24 protein-coding genes and 1 riboswitch are annotated in these 24615 nt (G+C 63.4%); of the genes, 13 read left to right on the forward strand and 11 right to left on the reverse strand.

What is annotated here, in order from left to right; genetic code table 11:
* Nucleotides 1-19: 19 nt before the first annotated feature.
* The 3 genes from H7A76_RS02755 to ahcY all read right to left on the reverse strand — a co-directional run bounded on the left by H7A76_RS02755 (nt 20) and on the right by ahcY (nt 3400).
* Nucleotides 20-835: an ABC transporter substrate-binding protein gene (locus H7A76_RS02755; protein WP_185697086.1), complete on the reverse strand. Its 816-nt coding sequence runs from the start codon at nt 833-835 to the stop codon at nt 20-22.
* Nucleotides 836-954: 119 nt separating this feature from the next.
* Nucleotides 955-1800, reverse strand: coding sequence for a methylenetetrahydrofolate reductase [NAD(P)H] (gene metF, locus H7A76_RS02760; RefSeq protein ID WP_185697087.1), 846 nt, complete (start codon nt 1798-1800; stop codon nt 955-957).
* A gap of 190 nt (nt 1801-1990) precedes the next feature.
* On the reverse strand, nt 1991-3400 hold the full coding sequence (gene ahcY / locus H7A76_RS02765; RefSeq protein ID WP_022641583.1) for an adenosylhomocysteinase: 1410 nt from the start codon (nt 3398-3400) through the stop codon (nt 1991-1993).
* Nucleotides 3401-3421: 21 nt separating this feature from the next.
* A riboswitch (S-adenosyl-L-homocysteine riboswitch) is annotated at nt 3422-3528 on the reverse strand.
* Nucleotides 3529-3727: 199 nt separating this feature from the next.
* Here ahcY and H7A76_RS02770 point away from each other — a divergent pair.
* Complete coding sequence (locus tag H7A76_RS02770; protein ID WP_185697088.1) at nt 3728-4132, forward strand: hotdog domain-containing protein; 405 nt, start codon at nt 3728-3730, stop codon at nt 4130-4132.
* Between the two features lie 53 nt (nt 4133-4185).
* On the opposite strand, the gene H7A76_RS02775 is transcribed toward H7A76_RS02770, so the two are convergent.
* A complete protein-coding gene (locus H7A76_RS02775; RefSeq protein WP_185697089.1) occupies nt 4186-5445 on the reverse strand; it encodes a cation:proton antiporter in 1260 nt (419 codons plus the stop codon).
* A gap of 294 nt (nt 5446-5739) precedes the next feature.
* On the opposite strand from H7A76_RS02775, the gene H7A76_RS02780 reads away from it, so the two are divergent.
* Nucleotides 5740-6573, forward strand: a complete 834-nt coding sequence (locus H7A76_RS02780; protein WP_185697090.1) for an EamA family transporter — start codon at nt 5740-5742, stop codon at nt 6571-6573.
* 35 nt (nt 6574-6608) lie between these two features.
* A complete protein-coding gene (locus H7A76_RS02785) occupies nt 6609-6992 on the forward strand; it encodes an MAPEG family protein (RefSeq protein ID WP_185697091.1) in 384 nt (127 codons plus the stop codon).
* A 54-nt stretch (nt 6993-7046) separates the two neighbouring features.
* Here H7A76_RS02785 and H7A76_RS02790 read toward each other — a convergent pair whose 3' ends face one another.
* Entirely contained in the window at nt 7047-8231 is a 1185-nt protein-coding gene (locus H7A76_RS02790) for a murein transglycosylase A (protein WP_185697092.1), read from the reverse strand.
* 131 nt (nt 8232-8362) lie between these two features.
* Here H7A76_RS02790 and H7A76_RS02795 point away from each other — a divergent pair, with 131 nt between their 5' ends.
* A complete protein-coding gene (locus H7A76_RS02795; RefSeq protein ID WP_185697093.1) occupies nt 8363-8812 on the forward strand; it encodes a cytochrome c in 450 nt (149 codons plus the stop codon).
* A gap of 68 nt (nt 8813-8880) precedes the next feature.
* Here the strand turns inward: H7A76_RS02795 and H7A76_RS02800 are convergent, their stop codons facing one another.
* The 4 genes from H7A76_RS02800 to H7A76_RS02815 form a co-directional block, all read right to left on the reverse strand.
* Nucleotides 8881-9276: a DUF1090 domain-containing protein gene (locus H7A76_RS02800; protein ID WP_185697094.1), complete on the reverse strand. Its 396-nt coding sequence runs from the start codon at nt 9274-9276 to the stop codon at nt 8881-8883.
* Nucleotides 9277-9396: 120 nt separating this feature from the next.
* Nucleotides 9397-11067 (reverse strand): NAD-dependent DNA ligase LigB, encoded by a 1671-nt coding sequence (gene ligB / locus H7A76_RS02805; protein ID WP_185697095.1) that lies wholly within the window; start codon nt 11065-11067, stop codon nt 9397-9399.
* A 222-nt stretch (nt 11068-11289) separates the two neighbouring features.
* Nucleotides 11290-12480 (reverse strand): methionine adenosyltransferase, encoded by a 1191-nt coding sequence (metK, locus tag H7A76_RS02810; protein ID WP_185697096.1) that lies wholly within the window; start codon nt 12478-12480, stop codon nt 11290-11292.
* Nucleotides 12481-12498: 18 nt separating this feature from the next.
* A complete protein-coding gene (locus H7A76_RS02815) occupies nt 12499-13494 on the reverse strand; it encodes a metalloregulator ArsR/SmtB family transcription factor (RefSeq protein ID WP_185697097.1) in 996 nt (331 codons plus the stop codon).
* A 258-nt stretch (nt 13495-13752) separates the two neighbouring features.
* Here H7A76_RS02815 and tkt point away from each other — a divergent pair, with 258 nt between their 5' ends.
* From tkt to fba, 6 genes are all read left to right on the forward strand, one after another.
* Nucleotides 13753-15750, forward strand: a complete 1998-nt coding sequence (tkt, locus tag H7A76_RS02820; RefSeq protein ID WP_185697098.1) for a transketolase — start codon at nt 13753-13755, stop codon at nt 15748-15750.
* Between the two features lie 111 nt (nt 15751-15861).
* Entirely contained in the window at nt 15862-16926 is a 1065-nt protein-coding gene (gene epd / locus H7A76_RS02825) for an erythrose-4-phosphate dehydrogenase (RefSeq protein ID WP_185697099.1), read from the forward strand.
* 17 nt (nt 16927-16943) lie between these two features.
* Nucleotides 16944-18107, forward strand: a complete 1164-nt coding sequence (locus H7A76_RS02830; protein ID WP_185697100.1) for a phosphoglycerate kinase — start codon at nt 16944-16946, stop codon at nt 18105-18107.
* 32 nt (nt 18108-18139) lie between these two features.
* On the forward strand, nt 18140-18361 hold the full coding sequence (locus tag H7A76_RS02835) for a hypothetical protein (RefSeq protein WP_185697101.1): 222 nt from the start codon (nt 18140-18142) through the stop codon (nt 18359-18361).
* Nucleotides 18362-18418: 57 nt separating this feature from the next.
* Nucleotides 18419-18748, forward strand: a complete 330-nt coding sequence (locus H7A76_RS02840; protein ID WP_185697102.1) for an MliC family protein — start codon at nt 18419-18421, stop codon at nt 18746-18748.
* Nucleotides 18749-18991: 243 nt separating this feature from the next.
* Nucleotides 18992-20056 (forward strand): class II fructose-bisphosphate aldolase, encoded by a 1065-nt coding sequence (fba, locus tag H7A76_RS02845; RefSeq protein WP_022641550.1) that lies wholly within the window; start codon nt 18992-18994, stop codon nt 20054-20056.
* Nucleotides 20057-20117: 61 nt separating this feature from the next.
* On the opposite strand, the gene H7A76_RS02850 is transcribed toward fba, so the two are convergent.
* A complete protein-coding gene (locus tag H7A76_RS02850) occupies nt 20118-20789 on the reverse strand; it encodes a polysaccharide lyase family 7 protein (protein ID WP_185697103.1) in 672 nt (223 codons plus the stop codon).
* A 319-nt stretch (nt 20790-21108) separates the two neighbouring features.
* Between H7A76_RS02850 and H7A76_RS02855 the strand changes: the two genes are divergently transcribed.
* Genes H7A76_RS02855 through H7A76_RS02865 form a run of 3 tightly spaced genes read left to right on the forward strand, consistent with a single transcriptional unit; the run spans nt 21109 to nt 24099 of the window.
* The gene (locus H7A76_RS02855) at nt 21109-23232 is read left to right on the forward strand and encodes a bifunctional diguanylate cyclase/phosphodiesterase (protein ID WP_185697104.1); all 2124 of its coding nucleotides are present in this window, start codon (nt 21109-21111) and stop codon (nt 23230-23232) included.
* Between the two features lie 44 nt (nt 23233-23276).
* Complete coding sequence (locus tag H7A76_RS02860) at nt 23277-23789, forward strand: M48 family metallopeptidase (protein ID WP_185697105.1); 513 nt, start codon at nt 23277-23279, stop codon at nt 23787-23789.
* A gap of 13 nt (nt 23790-23802) precedes the next feature.
* Entirely contained in the window at nt 23803-24099 is a 297-nt protein-coding gene (locus H7A76_RS02865) for a helix-turn-helix domain-containing protein (RefSeq protein ID WP_185697106.1), read from the forward strand.
* A 3-nt stretch (nt 24100-24102) separates the two neighbouring features.
* On the opposite strand, the gene H7A76_RS02870 is transcribed toward H7A76_RS02865, so the two are convergent.
* On the reverse strand, nt 24103-24555 hold the full coding sequence (locus H7A76_RS02870) for a GNAT family N-acetyltransferase (RefSeq protein ID WP_185697107.1): 453 nt from the start codon (nt 24553-24555) through the stop codon (nt 24103-24105).
* Between the last annotated feature and the right edge of the window lie 60 nt (nt 24556-24615).

A 24615-nucleotide genomic window follows, 5' to 3' on the forward strand; every position in this document is an offset into this window, starting at 1 on the left:
CCGGAGTATAACAGAGCATTCAATGCGCGCCGCTTTCCTGCTGCTCAACGGTTTTTTCCGATTCGCGGGTCGAAGAGGATCTGACAGGCGGCAGCACGGGTTCCGCGCCATATTTGGCGCTCAGCGCGGCATAGCCCGGTTCACGCTTGAAACGCTTGAGTTCGGCACCGAAGCGCTGCACCAGCAGGTCCATGCCAGCCTGGCGGCGCACCGCCAAGTATTGCTGCTGGCGGCTGACGACCAGGGGGTTCTGGCTGATCTGGTCGCGGATGCCGAGGGTGTCCAGCAGGTGCTGGCCGACCCGCTTGTCGGTGATCAGCAGGTCGATCCGGCCCAACAGCAATTTGCCGAAGTTGGCCTCGTGGGTGGGGGCGGGCTCACGGTTGAATAGCGTGGAGTTGCTGAAATCTTCGCTGTACAGGTAGCCAGGGGAGGTGCCGATGGTCAGGCCCTTGAGCTCGTCTAGGCGCTTGAACGGATGGGGGCGGCGGTTGGCGTAGAACATCACGAACTCGACTTCCGATAGCGCCTCGCTGGGGTAGAGCAGGGTGCTGTCGCGCTCGTCGCTGTGGAAGATATCCAGAGCGCCGTCGGCCTGACCGGTTTCCAGCATCGCCAGGCAGCGCTTCCAGGGCAGGAACTGCCATTGCACCTCGATGCCCAGGCGCTGGAAGACGATGGCGGTGGTCTCGTAGTCCAGCCCCAGGGGCTTGCCGTTTTCCTCGTAGACATAGGGGGCCCAGGGTTCGGTGACGATGCGTAGCGTCTCGCCATGGGCGGCGAGGCTCAGGCAAGCGCAGAGAAGGGTGGTCAGCAACCGGGCAATGACGGACATTGCTGGAGAGTACGCCGAGAGATCATGCAAATGCTAGGGGCAGTTCCTGGCGCTCTAGATCAGGCCTGGCGCGGGTATGGAGGCCCCGGTCGGCACCGGGGCCGGTGTTGCCTTGCCGGTCAGCGCGGCAGCTTCAGGTTGTTCCAGATCGCCAGGCTCGGTTCCGCCTGGTTCAGGGTGTAGAAATGCAATCCCGGGGCGCCGCCTTGCAGCAGGCGTTCGCACATCTGGCTGATGACCTGTGTGCCGAAGGCCTGGATGCTGGTGCTGTCGTCGCCATAGGCTTCCAGCTGCTTGCGGATCCAGCGCGGGATCTCGGCGCCGCAGGCGTCGGAGAAGCGCGCCAGCTTGCTGTAGTTGGTGATCGGCATGATGCCCGGCACGATCGGGATGTTCACGCCCAGCTTCTGCACGCGCTCGACGAAGTAGAAGTAGCTGTCGGCGTTGAAGAAGTACTGGGTGATCGCGCTGTCGGCACCGGCGTTGGCCTTGCGCACGAAGTTCTGCAGGTCGTCCTCGAAATTGCGCGCTTGCGGGTGCATTTCCGGGTAGGCGGCGACTTCGATGTGGAAATGACTGCCGGTCTCTTCACGAATGAAGTTCACCAGGTCATTGGCGTGGCGCAGCTCGCCGCTGGCCATGCCCATGCCCGAGGGCAAGTCGCCGCGCAGGGCGACGATACGCTTGATGCCGGCTGCCTGGTATTGCCGCAGCAGGCCGCGCAGATCGTCCTTGCTGTCGCCCACGCAGGACAGGTGCGGTGCCGAAGGGACTTTTACTTCGTTCTCCAACTGCAGCACGGTGTTGACCGTACGATCACGGGTCGAACCGCCGGCGCCGTAGGTGCAGGAGAAGAAGTCGGGGTTGTAGTCGGCCAGCTGACGGGCAGTGGCGAGCAGTTTTTCATGCCCAGCATCGGTCTTGGTGGGGAAGAACTCGAAGCTGTAGCGACGGTCTTGGGACATGGAGGAAACCTCCAGCTACAAGCCGCAAGCTTGCAAGCTGCAAGAGAAGCGGGGGTGCGCTCGTCTCTTGTACCTGGAGCCTGGAGCCTGACACTGTTTTGGCAAATGGGGGCCAAGCCGTGGGCTTCGTGCGGCAAGGTCGGCTTTTGGCCTTTACTTGCCGCTTGAAGCTCAAGGCTTGCAGCTGCTCTTAGTAGCGGTAGGCGTCCGGTTTGAACGGGCCTTCGACGGTCACGCCGATGTAGTCGGCCTGTTGCTTGGTCAGTTGAGTGACCACGCCACCGAAGCCGCGGACCATTTCCAGGGCCACTTCTTCGTCGAGTTTCTTGGGCAGCACTTCAACGGTCAGGCGCTCGGCTTTCTGGGCTGGCGACAGGTCGGCGTACTTCTGGCCGAACAGGAAGATCTGGGCCAGGACCTGGTTGGCGAACGAACCATCCATGATGCGGCTTGGGTGACCGGTGGCGTTACCCAGGTTCACCAGGCGGCCTTCGGCCAGCAGGATCAGGTAGTCGTCGTTCTGCGGGTCGAAATCGCCGTGGCCGGTACGGTGGATCTTGTGTACCTGGGGCTTCACTTCTTCCCATGCCCAGTTCTTGCGCATGAAGGCGGTGTCGATTTCGTTGTCGAAGTGGCCGATGTTGCAGACCACGGCGCGCTTCTTCAGGGCCTTGAGCATGTTCGCGTCGCAAACATTGACGTTACCGGTGGTGGTCACGATCAGGTCGATCTTGCCCAGCAGGTCCTTGTTGATGCTCGCTTCGGTGCCGTCGTTGATACCGTCGATGAACGGCGAGACCAGCTCGAAACCGTCCATGCAGGCTTGCATGGCGCAGATCGGGTCGACTTCGGTGACCTTGACGATCATGCCTTCCTGGCGCAGGGACTGGGCCGAGCCCTTGCCCACGTCACCGTAGCCGATCACCAGGGCTTGCTTGCCGGACAGCAGGTGGTCGGTACCGCGCTTGATGGCGTCGTTCAGGCTGTGACGGCAGCCGTACTTGTTGTCGTTCTTGCTCTTGGTCACCGAGTCGTTGACGTTGATCGCAGGAACCTTCAGCTCGCCCTTGGCCAGCATGTCCAGCAGGCGGTGCACGCCGGTGGTGGTTTCTTCGGTCACGCCGTGGACGCGTTCCAGGACGGCAGGGTATTTCTTGTGCAGCAGCTCGGTCAGGTCGCCGCCGTCGTCGAGGATCATGTTGGCGTCCCACGGCTTGCCGTCCTTGAGGATGGTCTGCTCCAGGCACCACTCGTACTCTTGCTCGGTCTCGCCTTTCCAGGCGAAGACCGGGATACCGGCGGCGGCGATGGAGGCAGCGGCCTGGTCCTGGGTGGAGAAGATGTTGCAGGACGACCAGCGAACCTCGGCGCCCAGGGCAACCAGGGTCTCGATCAGCACGGCGGTCTGGATGGTCATGTGGATGCAGCCGAGGATCTTCGCGCCCTTGAGGGGTTGTTCGGCCAGGTACTTGCGACGCAGACCCATCAGGGCCGGCATTTCCGACTCGGCGATGATGGTTTCGCGGCGGCCCCAGGCGGCCAGGGAAATATCGGCGACTTTGTAATCGGTAAAATCTGCAGGCGTGTTGACAGCGCTCATGAAGAGCCTCCATTCGTAATGTGCGAATGGGCGCCGTTGTGCGTTTAGTGTCCGCACGGGAAGTCCCGTGCCGACAACGCCCCATCCGAGCCTGACAGGTCGAGCCTGCTGCAGCGCCCCTCGGACAGGTGGCGGGAAAACGGTATCAAGGGTAGATGACCGTTTCGAAACGGTGGCGATTATAGCGACCTGAGCCAGACTTCCCAAAGTGTTTCTGCTACCTGGATGAAGTTCCTCAATCGAGACCATAGTCGAGGTTGCATAGAGCGAGGCGGCCCGGTCTGCCATCATGCCGGGCATCGAATGGCAGGACGGTCAGGAGCGAACATGAATTTCCACACCCGCAAGTGGGTAAAACCCGAAGACCTCAACCCCAACGGCACGCTGTTCGGCGGCAGCCTGCTGCGCTGGATCGACGAAGAAGCGGCGATCTACGCCATCGTCCAGCTGGGCAACCAGCGCGTGGTCACCAAGTACATTTCGGAAATCAACTTCGTCAGCGCCTCGCGCCAGGGCGACATCATCGAACTGGGCATCACTGCCACCGAGTTCGGTCGTACCTCCATCACCCTGACTTGCGAAGTGCGCAACAAGATCACCCGCAAGTCGATCCTCACGGTGGAGAAAATGGTCTTCGTCAACCTGGGAGAGGACGGCTTGCCCGCTCCCCACGGTCGTACCGAGATCAAGTACGTCAAGGATCAGTTCAAGGACGACGCGCCCGGCGCCTGACGTCTCTGCCCATGCGCGGCGGGCCAGCTCGCCCGCTGCGCATGGGCCATCGGTCAGTGGGTTTCGGCCTGTGCCTTCGGTGCGTCGCTGGTGACATGGCGTACCAGCTTGCCGATGGTCAGGCCCTGCAGCAGGATCGACGACAGCACCACGATGTAGGTGATGCTCAGCACCAAATCGCGCTCCGGGCCGGCAGGCAATGCCAGGGCCAGCGCCACCGAGACGCCGCCGCGCAGGCCACCCCAGGTCAGCACGCGGATGGTACCCCGGGGCACGCTGCGCCAGCGGCGCAGCAGCAGGATCGCCGGGGCCACGGTAAGCAGGCGCGAGGCCACGATGGCCAATGCCAAAAGGCTGGCCGCCGCCAGGTGCAGCCAATTGAAGGGCAGCAGCAACAGTTCCAGGCCGATCAGGGCGAACAGCAACGCGTTGAGCATGTCGTCGAGCAATTCCCAGAAACCATCCAGGTAGCGCCGGGTCATGTCGTTCATCGCCAGGTTGCGCCCCAGGTTACCGATGATCAGGCCCGCCACCACCATCGCGATGGGCGCCGAGACATGGATCTCGCTGGCCATGGCCGAACCGCCGATCACCAGGGCGAGGGTCAGCATCACCTCGATCTGGTGCTGCTCGATGCTCTTGATCATCAGGTACACCAGGTAGCCGATCAGGCCGCCGAACAGCACGCCGCCAATGGCCTCATGCACGAACAGCCAGGCGGTGGCGCCCAGGGTCGGGGTCTCGCCCAGTTGCGCGATACCCAGCAGCACGGTGAACACCACCACCGCCGTACCGTCGTTGAACAGCGACTCGCCGACGATGGTGGTCTTCAGCGGTTTGGAGGCATTGGCGGTACGCAGTACTCCCAGCACCGCGATCGGATCGGTTGGCGAGATCAGCGCGCCGAACAGCAGGCAGTAGAGGAAGCTCACGTGCCAGCCGAACAGGCCGAAGATCCAGTAGGCCAGGCTGCCGATGACGAAGGTGGCGATCAGCACGCCGACGGTGGCCAGCAGGCCGATGGGCCAGCGGTAGCTGCGCAGGTCGTTGAGGTTGACGTGCAGGGCGCCGGCGAACAGCAGGAATGACAGCATCCAGTTCATCAGCAGGTCGCCGAAGTCGATCTTGCCGATCAGTTCTTCGACATGTTCCTCCAGGCCCGGGTAGCCCAGGTAGGTCAGCCCCTGCAGCAGCAGGGAGAACAGCAGGGCGGTGACCATTACGCCAATGGTCGGCGGCAGGCCGATGAAACGGAAGTTGACGTACGTCAGCAGGGTCGTCAGGCAGATAAAGGCAGCGACAAGTTCAAGCATCCGGACTCCTTTGGATGATTGTGGAAAACAGCCTGAAGTCGTTCAGGCCAGGGGTTTGATGTCCCGGTGCCGCCCAGGGGCACAGTGGGTGGCTAGGCCAGTTGCCATCAGGCAAGGATCGACACATTGACCGCGCAGAAGCGGTGATGTTGCAGGCCCAGGGCAAACTCGGACCCATGCCCATGCGGACGCATTCGCTGCCTACCCGGCCAAAAGCGCCGATGTTCCGTGCAACTGGGCCTGGCGGCATGCGAGGATCGCCGTTTCGCAATGATGTTCAGGCAGGGAGGCGAGGTGCTGGCGACAACTCTGGTTCTGATTGCGGCGCTGCTGCATGCGGCATGGAACACGCTGATCAAGTTCAGTGGCGAGCGCCTGCTGGTGGTGGCCTGCATGGACAGTGTGGCCCTGCTGTTCGTGGCCGGCATGCTGTTCTTCCTGCAATGGCCGCCCCAGCAGCTCTGGCCCTGGATCTTCGCTTCCGCGGCTTTCGAACTCCTGTATCGCTACCTGTTGATCCAGGCTTACCGAGTGGGGGACCTGGGGTTGGTGTACCCACTGATGCGTGGCCTTTCGCCCCTGGTGGTGCTGGCGCTGACCCTGGGATTGGGTGGCGAAGCCCTGAGCACCCAGCAGATCCTCGGCATCTTGCTGATCCCCTTCGGCATGCTGTGCCTGCTCTGGCAGGGCGGAGGCGGCGCGCGCCTGCCCTGGAGCATGCTACCGGTGGTGGCCCTGATCGGCCTGTGCATCGGTTGCTACACCTTCATCGACGGCCAGGCCCTGCGCCGCTGGGAGCACCCATTGGACTACCTGGCCTGGGTCACGTTGCTCAGTGCCTGGCCTTTTCCCCTGGTGGCGCTGGTCTGGAAGCGCCCGGCTTTCGCCCTGTTCTGGCGTGAACAATGGCGCCTGGGACTGAGCGTCGGCTTCTGTGTGCTGTTCAGCTACGCTCTGGTGCTTTGGGCCATGCAGTTGGGCTCTATCGCCGAAGCGGCGGCCTTGCGTGAAATCAGTGTGATTCTGGTGGTGCTGTTCGGCATGCGCTACCTGAAGGAACCCTTCGGCCGGCCAAGGCTGATGGCCTGTGGCCTGGTGCTGATCGGCATGTTGGTGATGAAACTGTGAGTATTCCCTAAAAACTCTAAAAAAGGATTGACGTTATGACTGTCGCGTTCTGGTGTGTATTGATCGCCATCTTCCTGCCCTACCTGGGTACTGCGGTGGCCAAGGGGTCCGGCAAGTACGGGTTGCGGGATAACCATGATCCACGGGCGTTCCTGGAACAGTTGCAAGGGGTCGGTAAGCGGGCGAATGCCGCGCAGCTCAACAGCTTCGAAGTGACCCCGGCGTTCGCCGCTGCGGTGCTGGTGGCCCATGTGGCGGGCAACGCCCAGTTGGTGACCATCAACGTGCTGGCGGTGTTGTTCATCACCAGCCGCCTTTTGTACATCATCTGTTACCTGGCCGACTGGGCGGTGCTGCGTTCTTTGGTGTGGTTCGTGGGCATGGGGCTGATCGCCAGCTTCTTTTTCGTCTCGATCTGAAGTTGGCCAGGCTTGTCGACGCTCAGGTCGACAAGCCGGTTCCGGCTGGAGGCGTTACGGGGCATTGGCGACTTGCGGCACCTGGGGCAGCGGCATGTCCTTGGGCCAGAGCATCCAGATCTGGCCTGGCTGCTTCATGTCGCCGGCCAGTTGCCCGGCTGCATCGCCGGTTCCCCAGAACAGGTCGGCGCGTACTTCCCCGGTGATCGCGCCGCCGGTGTCCTGGGCCGCCACCGGGCGTACCAGGCTGCTGCCGTCGGGACGGGTGGTGGACAACCACAGCAGGCTGCCCAGGGGAATCACCTTGCGGTCCACGGCGACGCTGTAGCCCGAGGTCAAGGGAACGTTCAGCGAGCCGCGCGGCCCTTCGTTGCTGTCCGGGTTGCGGTTGAAGAACACATAACTCGGGTTGCTGCCCAGCAGCTCGGGAATCCGCGCCGGGTGGGCCTTGGCCCAGGCAGCGATGGTGCCCATGGTCACTTCTTCCTTCTTCAGTTCGCCTTGCTCCACCAGCCAGCGACCGATAGGCCGGTACGGGTGGCCGTTCTGGTCGGCATAACCGATGCGCAGTTGGCGACCATCGTCCAGCTGGATCCTGCCCGAACCCTGGATCTGCAGGAACTGCAGGTCCATGGGGTCGGTCAGCCAGGCGATCACCGGCGCTTTGACGCCCTGGGTCTCGATGGTCGCGGCATCGTCGTAGGGCTTGAGCACCCGGCCTTCGAGCCGCCCTCGCAGGCGCTTGCCCTTGAGTTCGGGATAGAGGCTGTCCAGGGCGACCACAATCATGTCGTCCGGCACGCCATACACCGGTACGTTGGCCGTCTTGGTCTGGGCCAGGCTGCCGGGATACACCGGCTCGTAGTAGCCCGTGATCAGGCCGGTGTTGCTGCCGCTGCCCGAACGCAGGCCGTAGACCTGCAGGCGTTCCTTGAGAAAACCACGGATCGCCTCGGGGTTCAGGGGCACGTTGGCCGCGGCGGCGCAGGTGGCGCCCCACACTGGATCGGTCTTGAGCCGGGTGCAGGCGCTGCGCCAGGAACCGAAGCCGGCCAGCAGGTCGTTGTCGGCTACTGCGGGCAGCGCCTCCCAGGGGGCGCTGTTGTAGGTGGCCAGGGCGTGTGTCTGGGGCTGAGAGGGTGGCTGTTCTGTGTCGCCGCCGTTGCAACCGGCGAGTAGCGCCAGGGCCGGGACGGTCCAGAACCAGTGGCGGCACCAGCGGGGAAAACTCGGGTTCATGCTGTGTTTCCTTGGGGGGACGTCCCGCATCCGTGGCGGAGGACAACCCATATTATTAATAGGGCTATTGGTCTTTGTCCGGGAGGCGAGGATACTGGCCGCCGTTTTCCGTGACCTGACCTGAAGCCACCATGACGTTAAAAAGACTCTCTGTTGTATTGCTGGCCTGCCTGACGCTTTCCGCCTGCGGTGGGGTCGATCCCAATTCTCCCCTGGGCCAGCGCAAGGCGATCTTCAAGCAGATGCTCAAGACCGGCGAAGACCTGGGAGGCATGCTCCGCGGACGCATTCCGTTCGACGGTGCGCGTTTCGCCGAGGGCGCAGTGAAGCTCGACAACCTGTCCCATGAGCCCTGGAAGCACTTCCCTGCAGTCAAGGAAGAAGACCACACCAGCGCCACCGACGATGTCTGGCGCCGGCAGGCACGCTTCCAGGAGCTGGCTCGGACCCTGGAGGCAGCCACCGGTGAACTGGTGGTCGCCAGCCAGGTCCAGCCCTACAAGGCCAGCAACCTTGGCCCGGCGGTGCAGAAGGTCGAGGACGCGTGTAGCGCCTGCCACAAAGAGTTTCGTAATCACTGATCCCGGCTTGGGGCGAGACCCAGGCAGGGATGCCGGGGCTCCTCGTCATGTCGGGGGCAGTGCCCGGCTTACTTGTCCAGATCGTCCAGGGCTTGCTGCAGTTCCTTGCGGGATTCGGCGAGCTTGTCCTTGCGCTTGTTGATCTTCTCCGAGTCGCCCTTCTTCATGGCCTTTTCCAGGTCGGCCTGGCGGCGGCTGACTTCGTGCTTGGCGTCGAGCACCTTGTTTTCCCGCTCTTTCTTCAGCGAGGCGTCGGTGCAATGGGTGGTGACTTCATTCAGGGCGCGTTCCAGGCCGGCCTGCTGATCGCCGTTGCCGTGGGCCTTGGCTTGTTCGATCTGGGTCGCGAGGGCCTGGCGCTTGGCGGCGCAGCCGGTCAGTTCGGGTGTTTGCTCGTTGGCCAACAGTGGCGCGCTCATCAAGCCGCATAGGGTCAGGGCTGCGAGCGAAGGAAAGATGTTCATTGACGGCTCCAGGTGAAAAAGATCAAAAAATAACCAATGAAGTAATGCTGGGGCGTGCCGGAATGGGCTGTTGGAGCCCATTGCGGACCAGGTGGTTCAATACCCGACCCAGGTGAGCGACTAAAAACCTTCGACGCCGGCGGCATTCAGGGTGGCACGCAAGGCCAGCACCTGCGGGTCGCGAAAGAACGCTGCCAGTCGCTCCGCGCGCTCCACCCCAACCTCGGCTTCTTGCTGCCAGTCCAGGCTGCTCTTGAGTGCCAGCGCCTGCCATGGCCCGCCCAGGTCGGCAGCGCCACTGGGCGGCAAGCCCAGGGCCTTCAGCCAAAGCGCGAAGGGTCGCCGCCTGGCGTTGTGCAGGCTTTCGAGCAGGCGTGCGCTGCTGCGTGCGCCGAAGCCGGCCATGTTAACAAGCTCTGCCTGGTCGAGGGTCAACCAATCCAGCAGGCTCTTGATTCGCCCCGCTTGGACCAGTCGTACCCAGGTCTGCTCGCCGACATGCTCCAGGTCCAGCGCCTGCTTGCCACTGAGCCAGGTCAGGCGTGCCAGGAACTGGCTCTCGCATCCGGGGGAGGGTTGCCAGCAGCTCAGCGCGTGGAAGTCGCTCTGCACCGGAGCCTGGAGCGGTGGACGCTGCGGTGCCCTGAGGACCACGCCATCCAGGCGGGGAATGGTCAGGCCGGCGAGACTGACGGCCACCTGGTCGCCGGGGAGGATGTCCAGCTGGCGCCAGCGGTGTAGTGAGCCAGCGCTTACCCGGCGGATCTGCCGATCGTCGAGAGTGACCGGTTCGATGTGCAGCAGTGGCGTGATTCGCCCGGTGCGACCGACGCGAAACTCTACCTCGCGGACATTGGCCAAGGCCTGGGTGTAGGGGTACTTCCAGGCCGCGATCCAGTGCGGATTCCGGGCCTGCCATCGTTCGGCCGCGGGGCGTCGGCCCAGGCGCAGGATGATTCCGTCGCTGGCGAAGGGTAGCGCTGAGCGGTACCAGTGCTCGCGCCACTGCTGGGCCGCGTCGAAGTTGGCGACCCTGCGGCTGTATTCGCGGCCTTCGGTAAAGCCCAGCTTGGCCAACTGCTCCAGGCGCTCATCCATCGCTTGTGGCCCTTGGGGCCAATCCCAGACGAACAAGCCGATCTGTGCCGCGGCATCGGGTTCCAGGCGTTTACGGGCCATCCAGCCCGCCACTCGGCTACGGGCATTGCGGCTGCCGGCCCGGGCCTGCACGTGGCCCTCCAGGCGCTGGTACAGCTCACCCTGGAGCAGCAGGTCCACGGGTTGCGGCAATTGCTGGGGGATGGCCGGAATCTGCCGGGCCACGCTGCTCCAGTCGTGGCCCTGCTGACCATCGCCCCGGCTCAGCGCCTGGTCCAGGCGGCCCTTGCGGTAGATCAGGCTCACGGCCACGCCGTCGATCTTGGGCTGCACCCAGACTTCCCGACGGTTGCGCAGCCAGAGTCGCACGGCGTCGGCGCCCGGGAGTTTTTCCACGCCGGTATGGGCCACCGGATGGGCGATGTTGCCGCGGGCGCTGGCCAGCGGGTGGGGCTTTGCCTGGGGCGCGTGGGGGAAGCAGCCTTGCAGTGTATCCAGGCGCTGGCGGGCCTGATCGTAGAGTTCATCGGCAACCAGCGCCTGGCCGTCCCGGTGATAGCTGGTATCCCAGCGCTGGAGCTGTTGGTGCAGGGTAGTGATCTCCACGTCGGCCTGGGTTGCCGGCCAGTCCGGGCAATGGGCCTGGGCCGACAGTGGGATGAAGATCGACAGCAGGAGCAGTCTTGGCAGCATGGCGAGCGTCCTTGCCCGGAAAGGTCATGCTCAAAGGTTAGGCGCGGTGATGTGGGACGGGCGTGGCAGGTGTTTGCCGGTTGTTTCCCGGTCGGCCCGGCAGGCGCCACGAGCGGCGACTGCGGCTGTAAGGCAGGGAATATGGAGGCGGGAGGGAGAAATCTGCGGGTACAAAAAGCCCCGCCGGCATAGCCGGGCGGGGCCTTGGTGACGCGGGAAGGCTTACAGGCCGGCGGCGGCGCGCAGGGCTTCGGCGCGGTCGGTTTTTTCCCAGGTGAAGGTGGAGAAGGTGTCTTCACCCACGGTCTTGGTTTCCGGAGTACGGCCGAAGTGGCCGTAGGCTGCGGTGTCCTGGTACATCGGGTGCAGCAGGTCGAGCATGGTGGTGATCGCGTATGGGCGCAGGTCGAAGTGCTCGCGTACCAGCTTGATGATCTTGTCATCGCTGATCTTGCCGGTGCCGAAGGTGTTCAGCGAGATCGAAGTCGGCTGGGCGACGCCGATGGCGTAGGACACCTGGATCTCGCAGCGCTCGGCCAGGCCGGCGGCGACGATGTTCTTGGCCACGTAGCGACCGGCGTAGGCTGCCGAACGGTCGACCTTGGATGGGTCCTTGCCGGAGAACGCGCCACCACCGTGGCGAGCCATGCCGCCGTAGCTGTCGACGATGATCTTGCGGCCGGTCAGGCCGCAGTCGCCCACTGGGCCGCCGATGATGAACTGGCCGGTCGGGTTGATGTGGAACTGGGTGTCCTTGTGCAGCAGCTCGGCTGGCAGCACATGCTTGACGATCAGCTCCATCACGCCTTCGCGCAGGTCGTTATAGGACACTTCCGGGTTGTGCTGGGTCGACAGCACCACCGCGTCGATACCGACCACGATGCCGTTCTCGTAGCGGCAGGTGACCTGGGACTTGGCGTCCGGGCGCAGCCATGGCAGCAGGCCCGATTTGCGGGCTTCGGCCTGGCGCTGGACCAGTTGGTGGGAGAACGCGATCGGTGCAGGCATCAGCGCCGCGGTTTCATTGCTGGCATAGCCGAACATCAGGCCCTGGTCGCCAGCGCCCTGGTCTTCTGGCTTGGCGCGGTCGACACCCTGGTTGATATCAGGGGACTGCTTGCCAATGATGTTCATCACGCCGCAGGTGGCGCCGTCGAAGCCGACGTCGGAGCTGGTGTAGCCGATGTCGCAGATCACGTCGCGAACGATCTGCTCCAGGTCGACCCAGGCGCTGGTGGTGACTTCCCCGGCGACGATGGCGACACCGGTCTTGACCAGGGTTTCAACCGCTACGCGGGCGTGCTTGTCCTGGGCGATGATGGCGTCCAGCACCGCATCGGAAATCTGGTCAGCGATTTTATCCGGATGCCCTTCGGACACGGACTCGGAGGTGAAAAGGGAGTATTCGCTCATCTCGACGGTTTCCTAAATTTACCGATGGTGAGTGTCGCCAGCCGGTCGCTGAAAATGGCGGACCTGGATCTGGAAACCATTACGTAAGCCCACATAGAGGCTTTCCCCGGGAGTCAGTCCCGCAGCGGTGGCCCAACGGGCCAGATCATCTTGTTCGAACCCTAGCCAGAGATCACCGCAGGCTTCTTTGGCCCAGCTCTGGTTATGGCTGCACAAGTCTGTCACCAGCAGGCTACCGCCTGCTTGCAGCAATTGCGCCATCTGCTTGAGTGCCTCGGCTGGCGCCGCGAAATGGTGCAGGACCATGTTCAGCACCACGCAGTCGGCCTTGAGTGGCAAGCCCTTCAGTGCATCGGCCAGTTGCAGGCTGACGTTAGCCAGTGCTTCGCGTTCGCACAACTGGCGTGCCAGCTCCAGCATCGCCGGGCTGTTGTCCAGTGCTGTCACTTGGGCAAAGCGCCGGGCCAGCTCGGGGAGGAATCCACCGTCGCCTGGGCCGACCTCGATGGCCGTGGCTTCTGGCTTGAAGCTCAACTTGTCCAATAGCGCCAGGACACTTTCGCGGTACTGCGCCAGTCCTGCGATCAGGTCCTGCTGGGCGCGGAATTTATCCGCCACCCGGGAAAAGAAGTCTTCGCTGGCTGCGGCCCGTTGCCCATGGACCAGGCCGATTCGCGACTGGACTTCGACTGGCAAGGGCAATTGGTCGACCTCGTCCAGCAGCGATGCATGCAACTTGCCACCCAGCAGCTCGGTGTGGGGCAGGGCGCGGCGGTAGAAGATCGCATTGCCTTCGCGACGCGTGGCCACCAGCCCGGCCTGGGCCAGGACCTTCAGGTGATGGCTCATGCCCGACTGGCCAATGGCGAAGATCTGCGCCAACTCCAGCACGCCGAAGGAATCGTTGCTCAGGGCACGCAATACGTTCAGCCGCAACGGATCGCCGCCGGCCTTGCACAGGGTGGCCAGTTCGTCGCAATCGTCATGGCGGATGGTAGAGGCGTGCAGGTTCATGGGAACGCAGTCTAGTGATGGCTCAAACAGCCTGCAAGGCCAATATCAAAAAGTTTTGATATTGGCTGGGCTGGGCTTGAGTCAAGGCTGTCGTCAACCAGGATGGGGAACGGTGTCGGGGTTTGCCTGGTCGATTGAGTGGTTAGCCGTAGGAAAAACGTGCTTGAGTGACTATCTGTCATTGCCCCCGCCAGACGCCTGAGGGAAAATGCAGGCCTTTTTTCCGTTTTGTTTTGTCCAATCTTCAGGAGATCAGCGATGCCAAGCCGTCGTGAGCGTGCCAACGCCATTCGTGCCCTCAGCATGGATGCCGTGCAAAAAGCCAACAGCGGCCATCCGGGTGCCCCCATGGGTATGGCGGATATCGCCGAAGTACTTTGGCGTGACTACCTCAAGCACAACCCGAGCAATCCGTCCTTCGCCGACCGTGACCGCTTCGTGCTATCCAACGGTCATGGCTCGATGCTGATCTACTCGCTGCTGCACCTGACCGGCTACGATCTGTCGATCGACGACCTGAAGAACTTCCGCCAACTGCACAGCCGTACCCCGGGCCACCCGGAATTCGGCTACACCCCGGGTGTGGAAACCACCACCGGCCCGCTGGGCCAGGGCCTGGCCAATGCCGTGGGTTTCGCCCTGGCGGAAAAAGTCCTGGCGGCGCAGTTCAACCGTCCCGGCCACAACATCGTCGATCACCACACCTATGTGTTCCTGGGCGATGGCTGCATGATGGAAGGCATTTCCCATGAAGTCGCGTCCCTGGCCGGCACCCTGGGCCTGGGCAAGCTGATCGCCTTCTACGATGACAACGGCATCTCCATCGACGGTGAAGTCGAAGGCTGGTTCACCGACGACACGCCCAAGCGCTTCGAAGCCTACAACTGGCAAGTGATCCGCAACGTCGACGGCCACGATCCGGAAGAGATCAAGACCGCCATCGAGACCGCGCGCAAGAGCCCGCTGCCAACCCTGATCTGCTGCAAGACCACCATCGGCTTCGGTTCGCCGAACAAGCAGGGCAAGGAAGACTGCCACGGCGCACCACTGGGCGCCGAGGAAATCGCCCTGACCCGCGAAGCCCTGAAGTGGAAGCACGGTCCGTTCGAAATCCCTGCCGACATCTATGCCGAGTGGGATGCCAAGGAAGCCGGCCGCGCTGTCGAAGCCGATTGGGACCAGCGTTTCGCCGCTTACTCCGCAGCTTTCCCGACCGAAGCCAACGAACTGGTACGGCGCCTGGCCGGTGACCTGCCGGCGGACTTCGCCGCCAAGGCCGACGCCTACATCGCCGAAGTGGCGGCCAAGGGCGAGACCATCGCCAGCCGCAAGGCCAGCCAGAACACCCTTAACGCCTTCGGTCCATTGTTGCCTGAGTTCCTCGGCGGTTCGGCGGACCTGGCCGGTTCCAACCTGACCCTGTGGAAAGGCTGCAAGGGCGTCAGCGCAGAAGACGCCAGCGGCAACTACATGTATTACGGCGTGCGCGAGTTCGGCATGACCGCCATCATGAACGGCGTGGCCCTGCATGGTGGCCTGGTGCCTTACGGCGCGACCTTCCTGATGTTCATGGAATACGCCCGCAACGCGGTGCGCATGTCGGCCCTGATGAAGCAACGCGTCATCCACGTCTATACCCACGACTCCATCGGCCTGGGTGAAGACGGCCCGACCCACCAGCCGATCGAGCAACTGACCAGCCTGCGCAGCACGCCGAACCTCGACACCTGGCGTCCAGCCGACGCCGTGGAATCGGCGGTGGCCTGGAAGTCCGCGCTGGAGCGCAAGGACGGCCCATCGGCGCTGATCTTCTCGCGCCAGAACCTGCAGCACCAGACCCGCGATGCCGCGCAGATCGCCGCCATCGGCCGCGGTGGCTATGTGCTCAAGGATTGCTCGGGCGAGCCTGAGCTGATCCTGATCGCCACCGGTTCGGAAGTGGGCCTGGCGGTGCAGGCTTTCGACAAGCTGACCGAGCAAGGCCGCAAGGTGCGTGTGGTATCCATGCCGTGCACCAGCGTGTTCGATGCCCAGGATGCTGCCTACAAGCAGTCGGTCCTGCCGTTGCAGGTCGGTGCGCGGATTGCCATCGAAGCTGCCCATGCCGACTTCTGGTACAAGTACGTGGGCCTGGAAGGCCGCGTGATCGGCATGACCACCTACGGTGAGTCGGCGCCTGCATCGGCACTCTTCGAAGAGTTCGGCTTCACCCTGGACAACATCCTGGGCCAGGCCGAAGAGCTGCTGGAAGACTGAGAAAAGCACGTGGTGGCCTGTCCACCACAGTCGCAAGCGGGGGCTGGTTTACCGGCCCCCGCTTGCGAGTGCCTATAACAAGTTCGTCTGCCGTGCCTGATCGAGAACCCCATGTCCCAACCGCGTCCTTATAAAGTTGCACTCAACGGCTACGGCCGGATTGGTCGTTGCGTCTTGCGTGCTCTGTTCGAGCGAGGGGCTGCGGCCAGGTTCGAGATCGTGGCTATCAACGACCTGGCCGACATGGCCAGCGTCGAGTACCTGACACGCTTCGACTCCACCCACGGCCGGTTTCCCGGCGAGGTGACCGTCGATGGCGATTGTCTGCATATCAACGGCAACTGCGTGAAGGTGTTGCGCAGTGCCACTCCCGAAGGCATCGACTGGGCAGCCCTGGGCATCGACCTGGTGCTGGAATGCTCCGGTGCCTACCACACCCGCGAGGACGGCCAGCGCTTCCTCGCTGCCGGCGCGCCGCGGGTGTTGTTCTCCCAGCCGATGGCCAGCGAGGCGGATGTCGACGCCACCATCGTCTACGGGGTGAACCAGGATTGCCTGAGCGGCGACGAGCTGCTGGTGTCCAACGCGTCTTGCACCACCAACTGCGGCGTGCCCTTGCTGCGCCTGCTGGACCAGGCCATCGGCCTGGAGTACGTGTCCATCACCACTATCCACTCGGCGATGAACGACCAGCCGGTGATCGATGCCTATCACCACGAGGACCTGCGCCGCACCCGCTCGGCGTTCCAGTCGGTAATCCCGGTATCCACCGGCCTGGCCCGGGGCATCGAGCGCCTGCTGCCGGAACTTGCCGGGCGAATCCAGGCCAAAGCGGTACGGGTGCCGACGGTCAACGTGTCCTGCCTGGATATCACCCTGCAGACGGTCAGCGACACCGATGCCGCCGAGGTCAACCGGATCCTGCGCGAGGCTGCCACCAGCGGCCCGCTCAAGGGCCTCTTGGCCTATACCGAATTGCCGCACGCCAGCTGCGATTTCAACCATGACCCCCATTCGGCGATCGTCGATGCCAGTCAGACCCGCGTTTCCGGCCCCCGGCTGGTGAACATCCTGGCCTGGTTCGACAACGAATGGGGCTTTGCCAACCGGATGCTGGACGTTGCCGGCCATTACCTGCAAACAGCCACTCCACTCCCTGCTTCTAATATTCAGTAACCCAGGAATTGCGACCCATGACCGTGTTGAAGATGACCGACCTCGATCTGCAAGGTAAGCGCGTGCTGATCCGCGAAGACCTCAACGTCCCAGTCAAGGACGGTGTAGTCACCAGCGACGCGCGGATCCTGGCTTCGCTGCCGACCATCAAGCTGGCCCTGGAGAAAGGCGCGGCGGTGATGGTCTGCTCGCACCTGGGCCGCCCGACCGAAGGCGAGTTCTCGGCCGAGAACAGCCTCAAGCCGGTGGCCGACTACCTGAGCCGCGCCCTGGGCCGCGAAGTGCCGCTGGTGACCGACTACCTGGGTGGTGTCGAGGTCAAGGCCGGCGACGTCGTGCTGTTCGAGAACGTGCGCTTCAACAAGGGCGAGAAAAAGAACGCCGATGAACTGGCCCAGCAATACGCCGCCCTGTGCGACGTGTTCGTGATGGATGCCTTCGGTACCGCCCACCGGGCCGAGGGTTCGACCCACGGCGTGGCCAAGTTCGCCAAGGTGGCGGCGGCAGGCCCGCTGCTGGCGGCCGAGCTGGACGCCCTGGGCAAGGCCCTGGACACCCCGGCCAAGCCGATGGCGGCGATCGTCGCCGGCTCCAAGGTGTCCACCAAGCTGGACGTGCTCAACAGCCTGAGCCAGGTTTGCGACCAGCTGATCGTCGGTGGCGGCATCGCCAATACCTTCCTGGCCGCTGCCGGCCATCCGGTGGGCAAGTCGCTGTACGAGCCGGACCTGCTGGACACCGCCCGTGCCATCGCCGCCAAGGTCAGCGTGCCGCTGCCAGTGGACGTGGTGGTGGCCAAGGAGTTCGCCGAGAGCGCCGCGGCCACGGTCAAGGCGATCGCCGACGTGGCGGCCGACGACATGATCCTGGACATCGGCCCGCAAACCGCTGCGCAATTCGCCCAACTGCTCAAGTCGTCCAAGACCATCCTCTGGAACGGTCCGGTGGGTGTGTTCGAGTTCGACCAGTTCGGCAACGGCACCAAGGTCCTGGCCCAGGCCATCGCCGATAGCACGGCGTTCTCCATCGCTGGCGGTGGCGACACCCTGGCGGCCATCGACAAGTATGGCGTGGCCCAGCAGATCTCCTACATTTCCACCGGTGGTGGCGCTTTCCTCGAGTTCGTCGAGGGCAAGGTGCTGCCGGCGGTCGAAGTCCTGGAAGCCCGGGCCAAGGCCTGAGATTGCCATTGGCCGGGCAAAGGAGTGTTCTGATGGTCAAGACGTTGCCATTGCTGCTTGCCACAGCCTGGCTCGCGGGGTGCTCCGGCACTTCCACGGGCCAACCCGCGGATGCCGCGCAGAAGCCGGGGCAAGGTTGCTACCAGGCCGACTGGCAGGCCGAGACGGCACCGGTGATCAACAAGCGCCTGGGGCCCGAAGGCTTGGAGAAATACGAGACTCCGTCAAAGGCCAGGGAACAGGGTTGCCCTTGACGGGTCAGATTGGATAACTCGACGTGCCGGGCCTTGGGGTCCGGCCGAGGAACATCGATGAAAGCTTTGATCGCCGTGGCGACGCTGGGGCTGCTTGGCGGATGCGCCGACCTGCACTTGCTCAAGTCGCCGAGCACCGACGACTGGAGCACCTGGGTCTGCGACAGCCAGGCCCAGGTGCTCTGGCGCTACACCGACGACAGCCGCAAGGCCGTCGACGTGCGACTGGGAGGCGACGACCAGGTACGCCGCCTGAAACTCGAGCCTAGCGGTTCGGGGTCGTTGTACAGCGACGACATGCTGGCGTTTCACCTCAAGGGGGAGGAAGGCCTGGTCTACTGGGTCGCCACCAACGACCTGATCGGCCGCGGCTGTAAAGCGCCGTAGGCCGGGAACCGATGCTGAACCTGTAGGAACTCGCGGTGATACCCGGACATTGATCATGGATGTCGCCAGGCCGATGGCTATCGCGGGCAAGCCTCGCTCCCACAGGGATGCAGGGTTCTTGAAATTGATGAAGCAACGAATCCGCAGGCCGGGCTGACCCCCGATCTGCAATCACTTGAATAGCAGTCGCCGCTACGGCAGGCTTGCACGATTAACGACCCTCGACCGGGAGAGAGACACACAATGGCACTCATCAGCATGCGCCAGATGCTGGACCACGCAGCCGAGTTCGGCTATGGCGTTCCAGCCTTCAACGTCAACAACCTTGAGCAGATGCGCGCCATCATGGAAGCCGCTGACAAGACTGACTCCCCGGTGATCGTCCAGGCTTCCGCCGGTGCCCGCAAATACGCTGGCGCCCCGTTCCTGCGCCACCTGATCCTGGCCGCCATCGAAGAGTTCCCGCACATCCCGGTGTGCATGCACCAGGACCACGGCACCAGCCCCGACGTCTGCCAGCGCTCGATCCAGCTGGGCTTCAGCTCGGTGATGATGGACGGTTCTTTGGGTGAAGACGGCAAGACCCCGACCGACTACGAGTACAACGTCCGCGTGACCCAGCAGACCGTGGCCATGGCCCACGCCTGTGGCGTATCGGTAGAGGGCGAGCTGGGCTGCCTGGGTTCCCTGGAAACCGGCATGGCCGGTGAAGAAGACGGTATTGGCGCCGAAGGCGTGCTGGACCACAGCCAGATGCTGACCGATCCGGAAGAAGCCGCCGACTTCGTCAAGAAGACCCAGGTCGACGCCCTGGCCATCGCCATCGGTACCAGCCACGGTGCCTACAAATTCACCAAGCCGCCTACCGGCGACGTGCTGGCCATCGACCGCATCAAGGAAATCCACAAGCGCATCCCCAACACCCACCTGGTGATGCACGGTTCTTCCTCGGTCCCGCAAGAGTGGCTGGCGATCATCAACCAGTACGGTGGCGACATCAAGGAAACCTACGGCGTGCCGGTCGAGGAGATCGTCGAAGGCATCAAGCACGGCGTGCGCAAGGTCAACATCGACACCGACCTGCGCCTGGCGTCCACCGGTGCCATGCGCCGCCTGATGGCCACCAACCCGAGCGAGTTCGACCCACGCAAGTTCTTCGGCGCCACCGTGACTGCCATGCGCGACGTGTGCATCGCTCGCTACGAAGCCTTCGGCACCGCCGGGAATGCCTCGAAGATCAAGCCGATCTCACTGGAAGGCATGTTCCAGCGCTACCTCAAGGGTGAGCTGAACGCCAAGGTCAACTAAGCCTCGGTCGTCTACGAAAAAGCCCGCAGCGATGCGGGCTTTTTCGTGCCTGTGTGCCGGCTCAGCGCTTGTTGTGGTCGATGTCCAGCTTGGAGAAGGTCACCTTGCCACCTTCGCTAGTGTAGCCGCTGTTGTCCTGCACATAGACCCCCGCCTTGAAGTACAGCGGTTTGTCACGCCAGGCGGCGCCCAGCTGGGTATCCCAGCGATAGCCGGCGGCGCTGATGCCCAGGACGCCGCCCGGGCTCAGGTGGATCAGGTAGGAGAACCGCCGGTCCATGGGCACGTTCTCGGCGATGTCGATGACCCGGGAGCGGGTGTCGTCAGGGCGCATGCGCACCTTGGCCACGATGTTGCCGCGGCCCTGACTGGCCTTGTACTGGTATTCCAGCTTCACCAGCGGCCGGGTGCTGTTGTACGCATGGATCTGGCCGATGACGATCTTGCCCGAGGAGGGCACCTGGTTCACCGCCAGGGTGGCTTGAAGCAGGTTGTCGGCTTCGGGGTAGGTCCAGTTGCGCAGGGTGCCGTTGGCATAGGTCTCGCGCAGCTCGGTGCGTGGATAGATGGCGTTCTCGGTCTTCGAGCCGGTGACTGGCGACCAGAAGAACAAGGTGCCGGAATCGGCATGGAAGTACTGGTTCTTGAAGCCCTTGACCAAGGTCGGAGTATCGATGGTGGCCGGCGGGCTGCCGACGGGAACGCTGAGGTTCCAGGTTGCCAGGTCGATCATGGGACGGTTCCGCAAAAGTGTACCGGGCGCAGCTGGGCGAAGGCTCCAGGCCGCGCTTCTCGGGCGTTTTTTTAGCCTTCGCAAGGATGTTCCGGCAAGCGCCGTACGGCGGAAAAATGACGCCAGTGAAATCTCCAGGTGCCATATTCATGAATTGCAATGCGGCAGAACTGTGACCGTTAGTCGGGAGCAGGGGCCATTGGCGGAGTGATGGCTCCACGACAGCTTCTGCTTTTGAATATCCGGGGCTAGAGTGAAACCTCAGTCTTTGTCAGGTTTTTTTCACCAGTTCAGTCTCATTACAGACAAGAGAAGCAGCATGGAATGCGTGCAACCGGAGACCGCCGAGGGCCACTCCACTCTTCTGATCGTCGATGACTACCCCGAGAACCTCCTGAGCATGCGCGCGCTGTTGCAGCGCCAGGATTGGCGGGTAATGACCGCCGCCTCGGGTGTCGAGGCCCTCAGTCTGTTACTGGAGCATGAGGTGGATCTGGTCCTGCTCGACGTGCAGATGCCGGGCATGGATGGTTTCGAAGTGGCCCGCCTGATGCGCGGCAGCCAGCGCACACGCCTGACGCCGATCATCTTTCTCACCGCCAACGAGCAATCCCAGGATGCCGTGATCAAGGGCTATGCCAATGGCGCGGTGGACTACCTGTTCAAGCCCTTCGACCCGCAGATTCTCAAACCCAAGGTCCAGGCGTTGCTGGAGCACCAGCGCAACCGTCGGGCCTTGCAGCATCTGAGTCATGACCTGGAACAGGCCCGGGCCTTCAACGCCTCGGTACTGGACAATGCCGCCGAGGGCATCCTGGTGGTGGACGAGGAGGGGCGGATACGCTTCGCCAACCCCGCGGTGTCGCGGTTGCTCAATGCCCAGGCGAAGGAGCTGGAGGGCTCGGCCTTTCTCGACTATCTGCAAAAACCCCATGTCCCGGACTGGCATGTGTCCGAGTTGTACGCCAGTTATCGTCGGGGCGAGATCTTCCGACTGCATGATGCCCTGCTGCGCACCGCTCCCGGCCAGCAGATCAGCGTGGCGTTGTCCTGCGCCCCGCTGCCGAGCGAGCAGAAGGCCATGGTGGTGACCCTGCTGGACATGTCCGAGGTACGGCACCTGCACCAGCAGCTGGAATACCAGGCCGTCACCGACCCCTTGACCGGACTGCTCAATCGCCGAGGTTTTTACCAGACAGTGGAGAGCATCCTGTTGCGCAGCGACCGCCCGGGAAAGTCCCTGGTCCTGCTGTACCTGGACCTGGACGGCTTCAAGCGGGTCAACGACTCTCTCGGGCATGACGCCGGCGACCGGATACTGCGCTGGGTCTCGGAACAGCTGAAGGAGGGCCTGCACTCGTTCGACATCATCGGGCGCATGGGGGGCGACGAGTTCACCGCCTTGCTGGAGCTGGGATTTCCCGAGCAGGCGGCGAAAGTCGCCGAGCGCTTGATCGAACGCCTGTCCATCACCCAGCAGATCGATGGCATGGACGTGGTCCTGGGGGCCAGCATCGGCATCGCCATCTACCCCGACTGCGGTTCCAACCTGGATGGCCTGCTGCGGGCCGCGGACATCGCCATGTACGAAGCCAAGCGTGCCGGCCGCCAGCAATATCGCTACTACGACCACGAGATGAATGGGCGCGCGCGGTCCCGGCTGATGCTCGAGGAAAGCGTGCGCAGTGCGGTGGAACGCAAGGAATTCACCATGGTCTACCAGCCCCAGGTGGCCATCGCCGATGGTCGCCTGCGTGGTTTCGAAGCCCTGCTGCGCTGGCGCCATCCCAGTGTCGGCGATGTACCGCCGGGGCTGTTCCTGCCGCTGCTGGAAGAGGCGCGGCTGATCAGTCTCCTGGGCAGCTGGATCTACCAGCAGGGCGCTGCGCAGCGCAAGGATTGGGAGCAGGTGTTCAGCCCCGACCTGGTACTGAGCGTCAGTCTCAGCGCGACCCAGTTCAGCATGCCCAATCTTTCGGCCGAGCTGCGCCAGGTGCTGCTGCGCAACGGCTTGCAACCGCGCCAGCTGGAGGTCGAGGTCACCGAAGCGGCGCTGACCCAGAACCTGGCAGAGACCCGCAAGCAGTTGCAGCAATTGCACCAGCTGGGCGTGCGCGTGGCCCTCGACGATTTCGGCTCGGGTAGCTGCTGCCTGGCCTTCTTGCGTGACCTGCCACTGGATACCCTCAAGCTCGACCGACACCTGATCGCCCGGTTGCTGACCTCACCACGGGACGCTGCGATCGCCCGCTGCGTGATCGACCTGTGCAAGCAATTCGGGTTGCTGGTGATCGCCGAAGGCGTGGAGACCCTCGAGCAATACCATTGGCTCAAGGACAACGGTTGCGAATACGTCCAGGGTTTCCTGGTGGCGCGACCCTTGACCTCCGGCAGCGCCAGCCAGTTCGTCCAGCCCTTCGACTGGAGCGCGCTGCAGGCCTGAATTCGCTAAACTGGCGACCCTAGCTCCAGGTGTCGCCGTTGCCCATGATCGTCTTGAAGTACCTCCAGGCCTATCCAGTCGCCCTGCAAGAGCAGGTGCGCCAGCTGATCGACGAAGATCGCCTGGGCGAGTATCTGGAGCGGCGCTATCCCCACAAGCACGGCGTACAGAGTGACAAGGCCCTGTACAGCTATGCCCTGGAGCTGAAGCAGGAATACCTGCGCAACGCGCCGGCCATCGACAAGGTGCTGTTCGACAACCGCCTGGACCTGACCCATCGCGCCCTGGGCCTGCACACCACGGTGTCGCGGGTGCAGGGGGGCAAGCTCAAGGCCAAGAAAGAAATCCGCATCGCCTCGCTGTTCAAGGAGGCGGCGCCCGAGTTCCTGCGCATGATCGTGGTCCACGAGTTGGCGCACTTCAAGGAATCGGACCACAACAAGGCGTTCTACAAGCTCTGCGAGCACATGCTGCCGGGCTATCACCAGCTGGAGTTCGACCTGCGGGTCTACCTCACCTGGCGCGACCTGCAGCCGAAGGCGGGCGCAATGGGCTAACAAGGAGTGGGCGATGGATGTAAGCAAGACCAAAAGCAGTTTCTACCGCCGCTTGTACGTGGCGTACCTGATCGACAGCGGCCAGGCCAACAGCGTGCCAGCGCTGACCGAACTCACGGGCATGCCCCGGCGCACCGCCCAGGACACCATCGCCGCCCTGGCCGACCTGGACATCGTTTGCCAGTTCCAGCAGCAGGACGGCGCCCGCAACCATGCCGGGCATTACCGGATCCACAGCTGGGGGGCCATCGACAAGGCCTGGATCGAACCCCACCTGGGCCAGATCAAGGCCGTGCTGGGTTATCCCTGAGTCTCAGCTGCGGCGCATGCCGATGTGCGGAATGTCGTCTTCCAGGTATTCCTCGCCCACCACGCTGAACCCATAGCGGCCGTAGTAAGCCTGCAAGTGGGCCTGGGCCGAGAGGTAGATCGGCGTTTCGGGCCAGTGCCGCTGCGCCTGTTTCAGGGCCTGTTCCATCAGCGTATGCCCCAGGCCCTTGCCGCGAGCCTGCTCGGCGATCACCACGCGGCCGATCACCACGTCGCCGCCCTGGGAAATGGGGTCCAGCAGGCGCAGGTAGGCCACCAGGCGGTCGCCGTCCCAGGCCATCAGGTGGCAGGTGTCACCTTCCAGGTCACGACCGTCGACCTCCTGATAGGGGCATTTCTGTTCCACGACGAAGACTTCGGTGCGTAGCTGTAAAATGGCGTAGAGCTGTTCCTTGCCCAGATCGGTGTGGTGTTTGCAGACCCATTCGACGGTCATTTCTTTATCCTGTGAAAAGAGCTGCGCGAAATACTAAGCACATCGCCAGAGGATGTCTTG

The organism is Pseudomonas sp. MSSRFD41 (genome assembly GCF_014230245.1).
GTDB classification, from domain to species: Bacteria; Pseudomonadota; Gammaproteobacteria; order Pseudomonadales; family Pseudomonadaceae; genus Aquipseudomonas; species Aquipseudomonas piscis.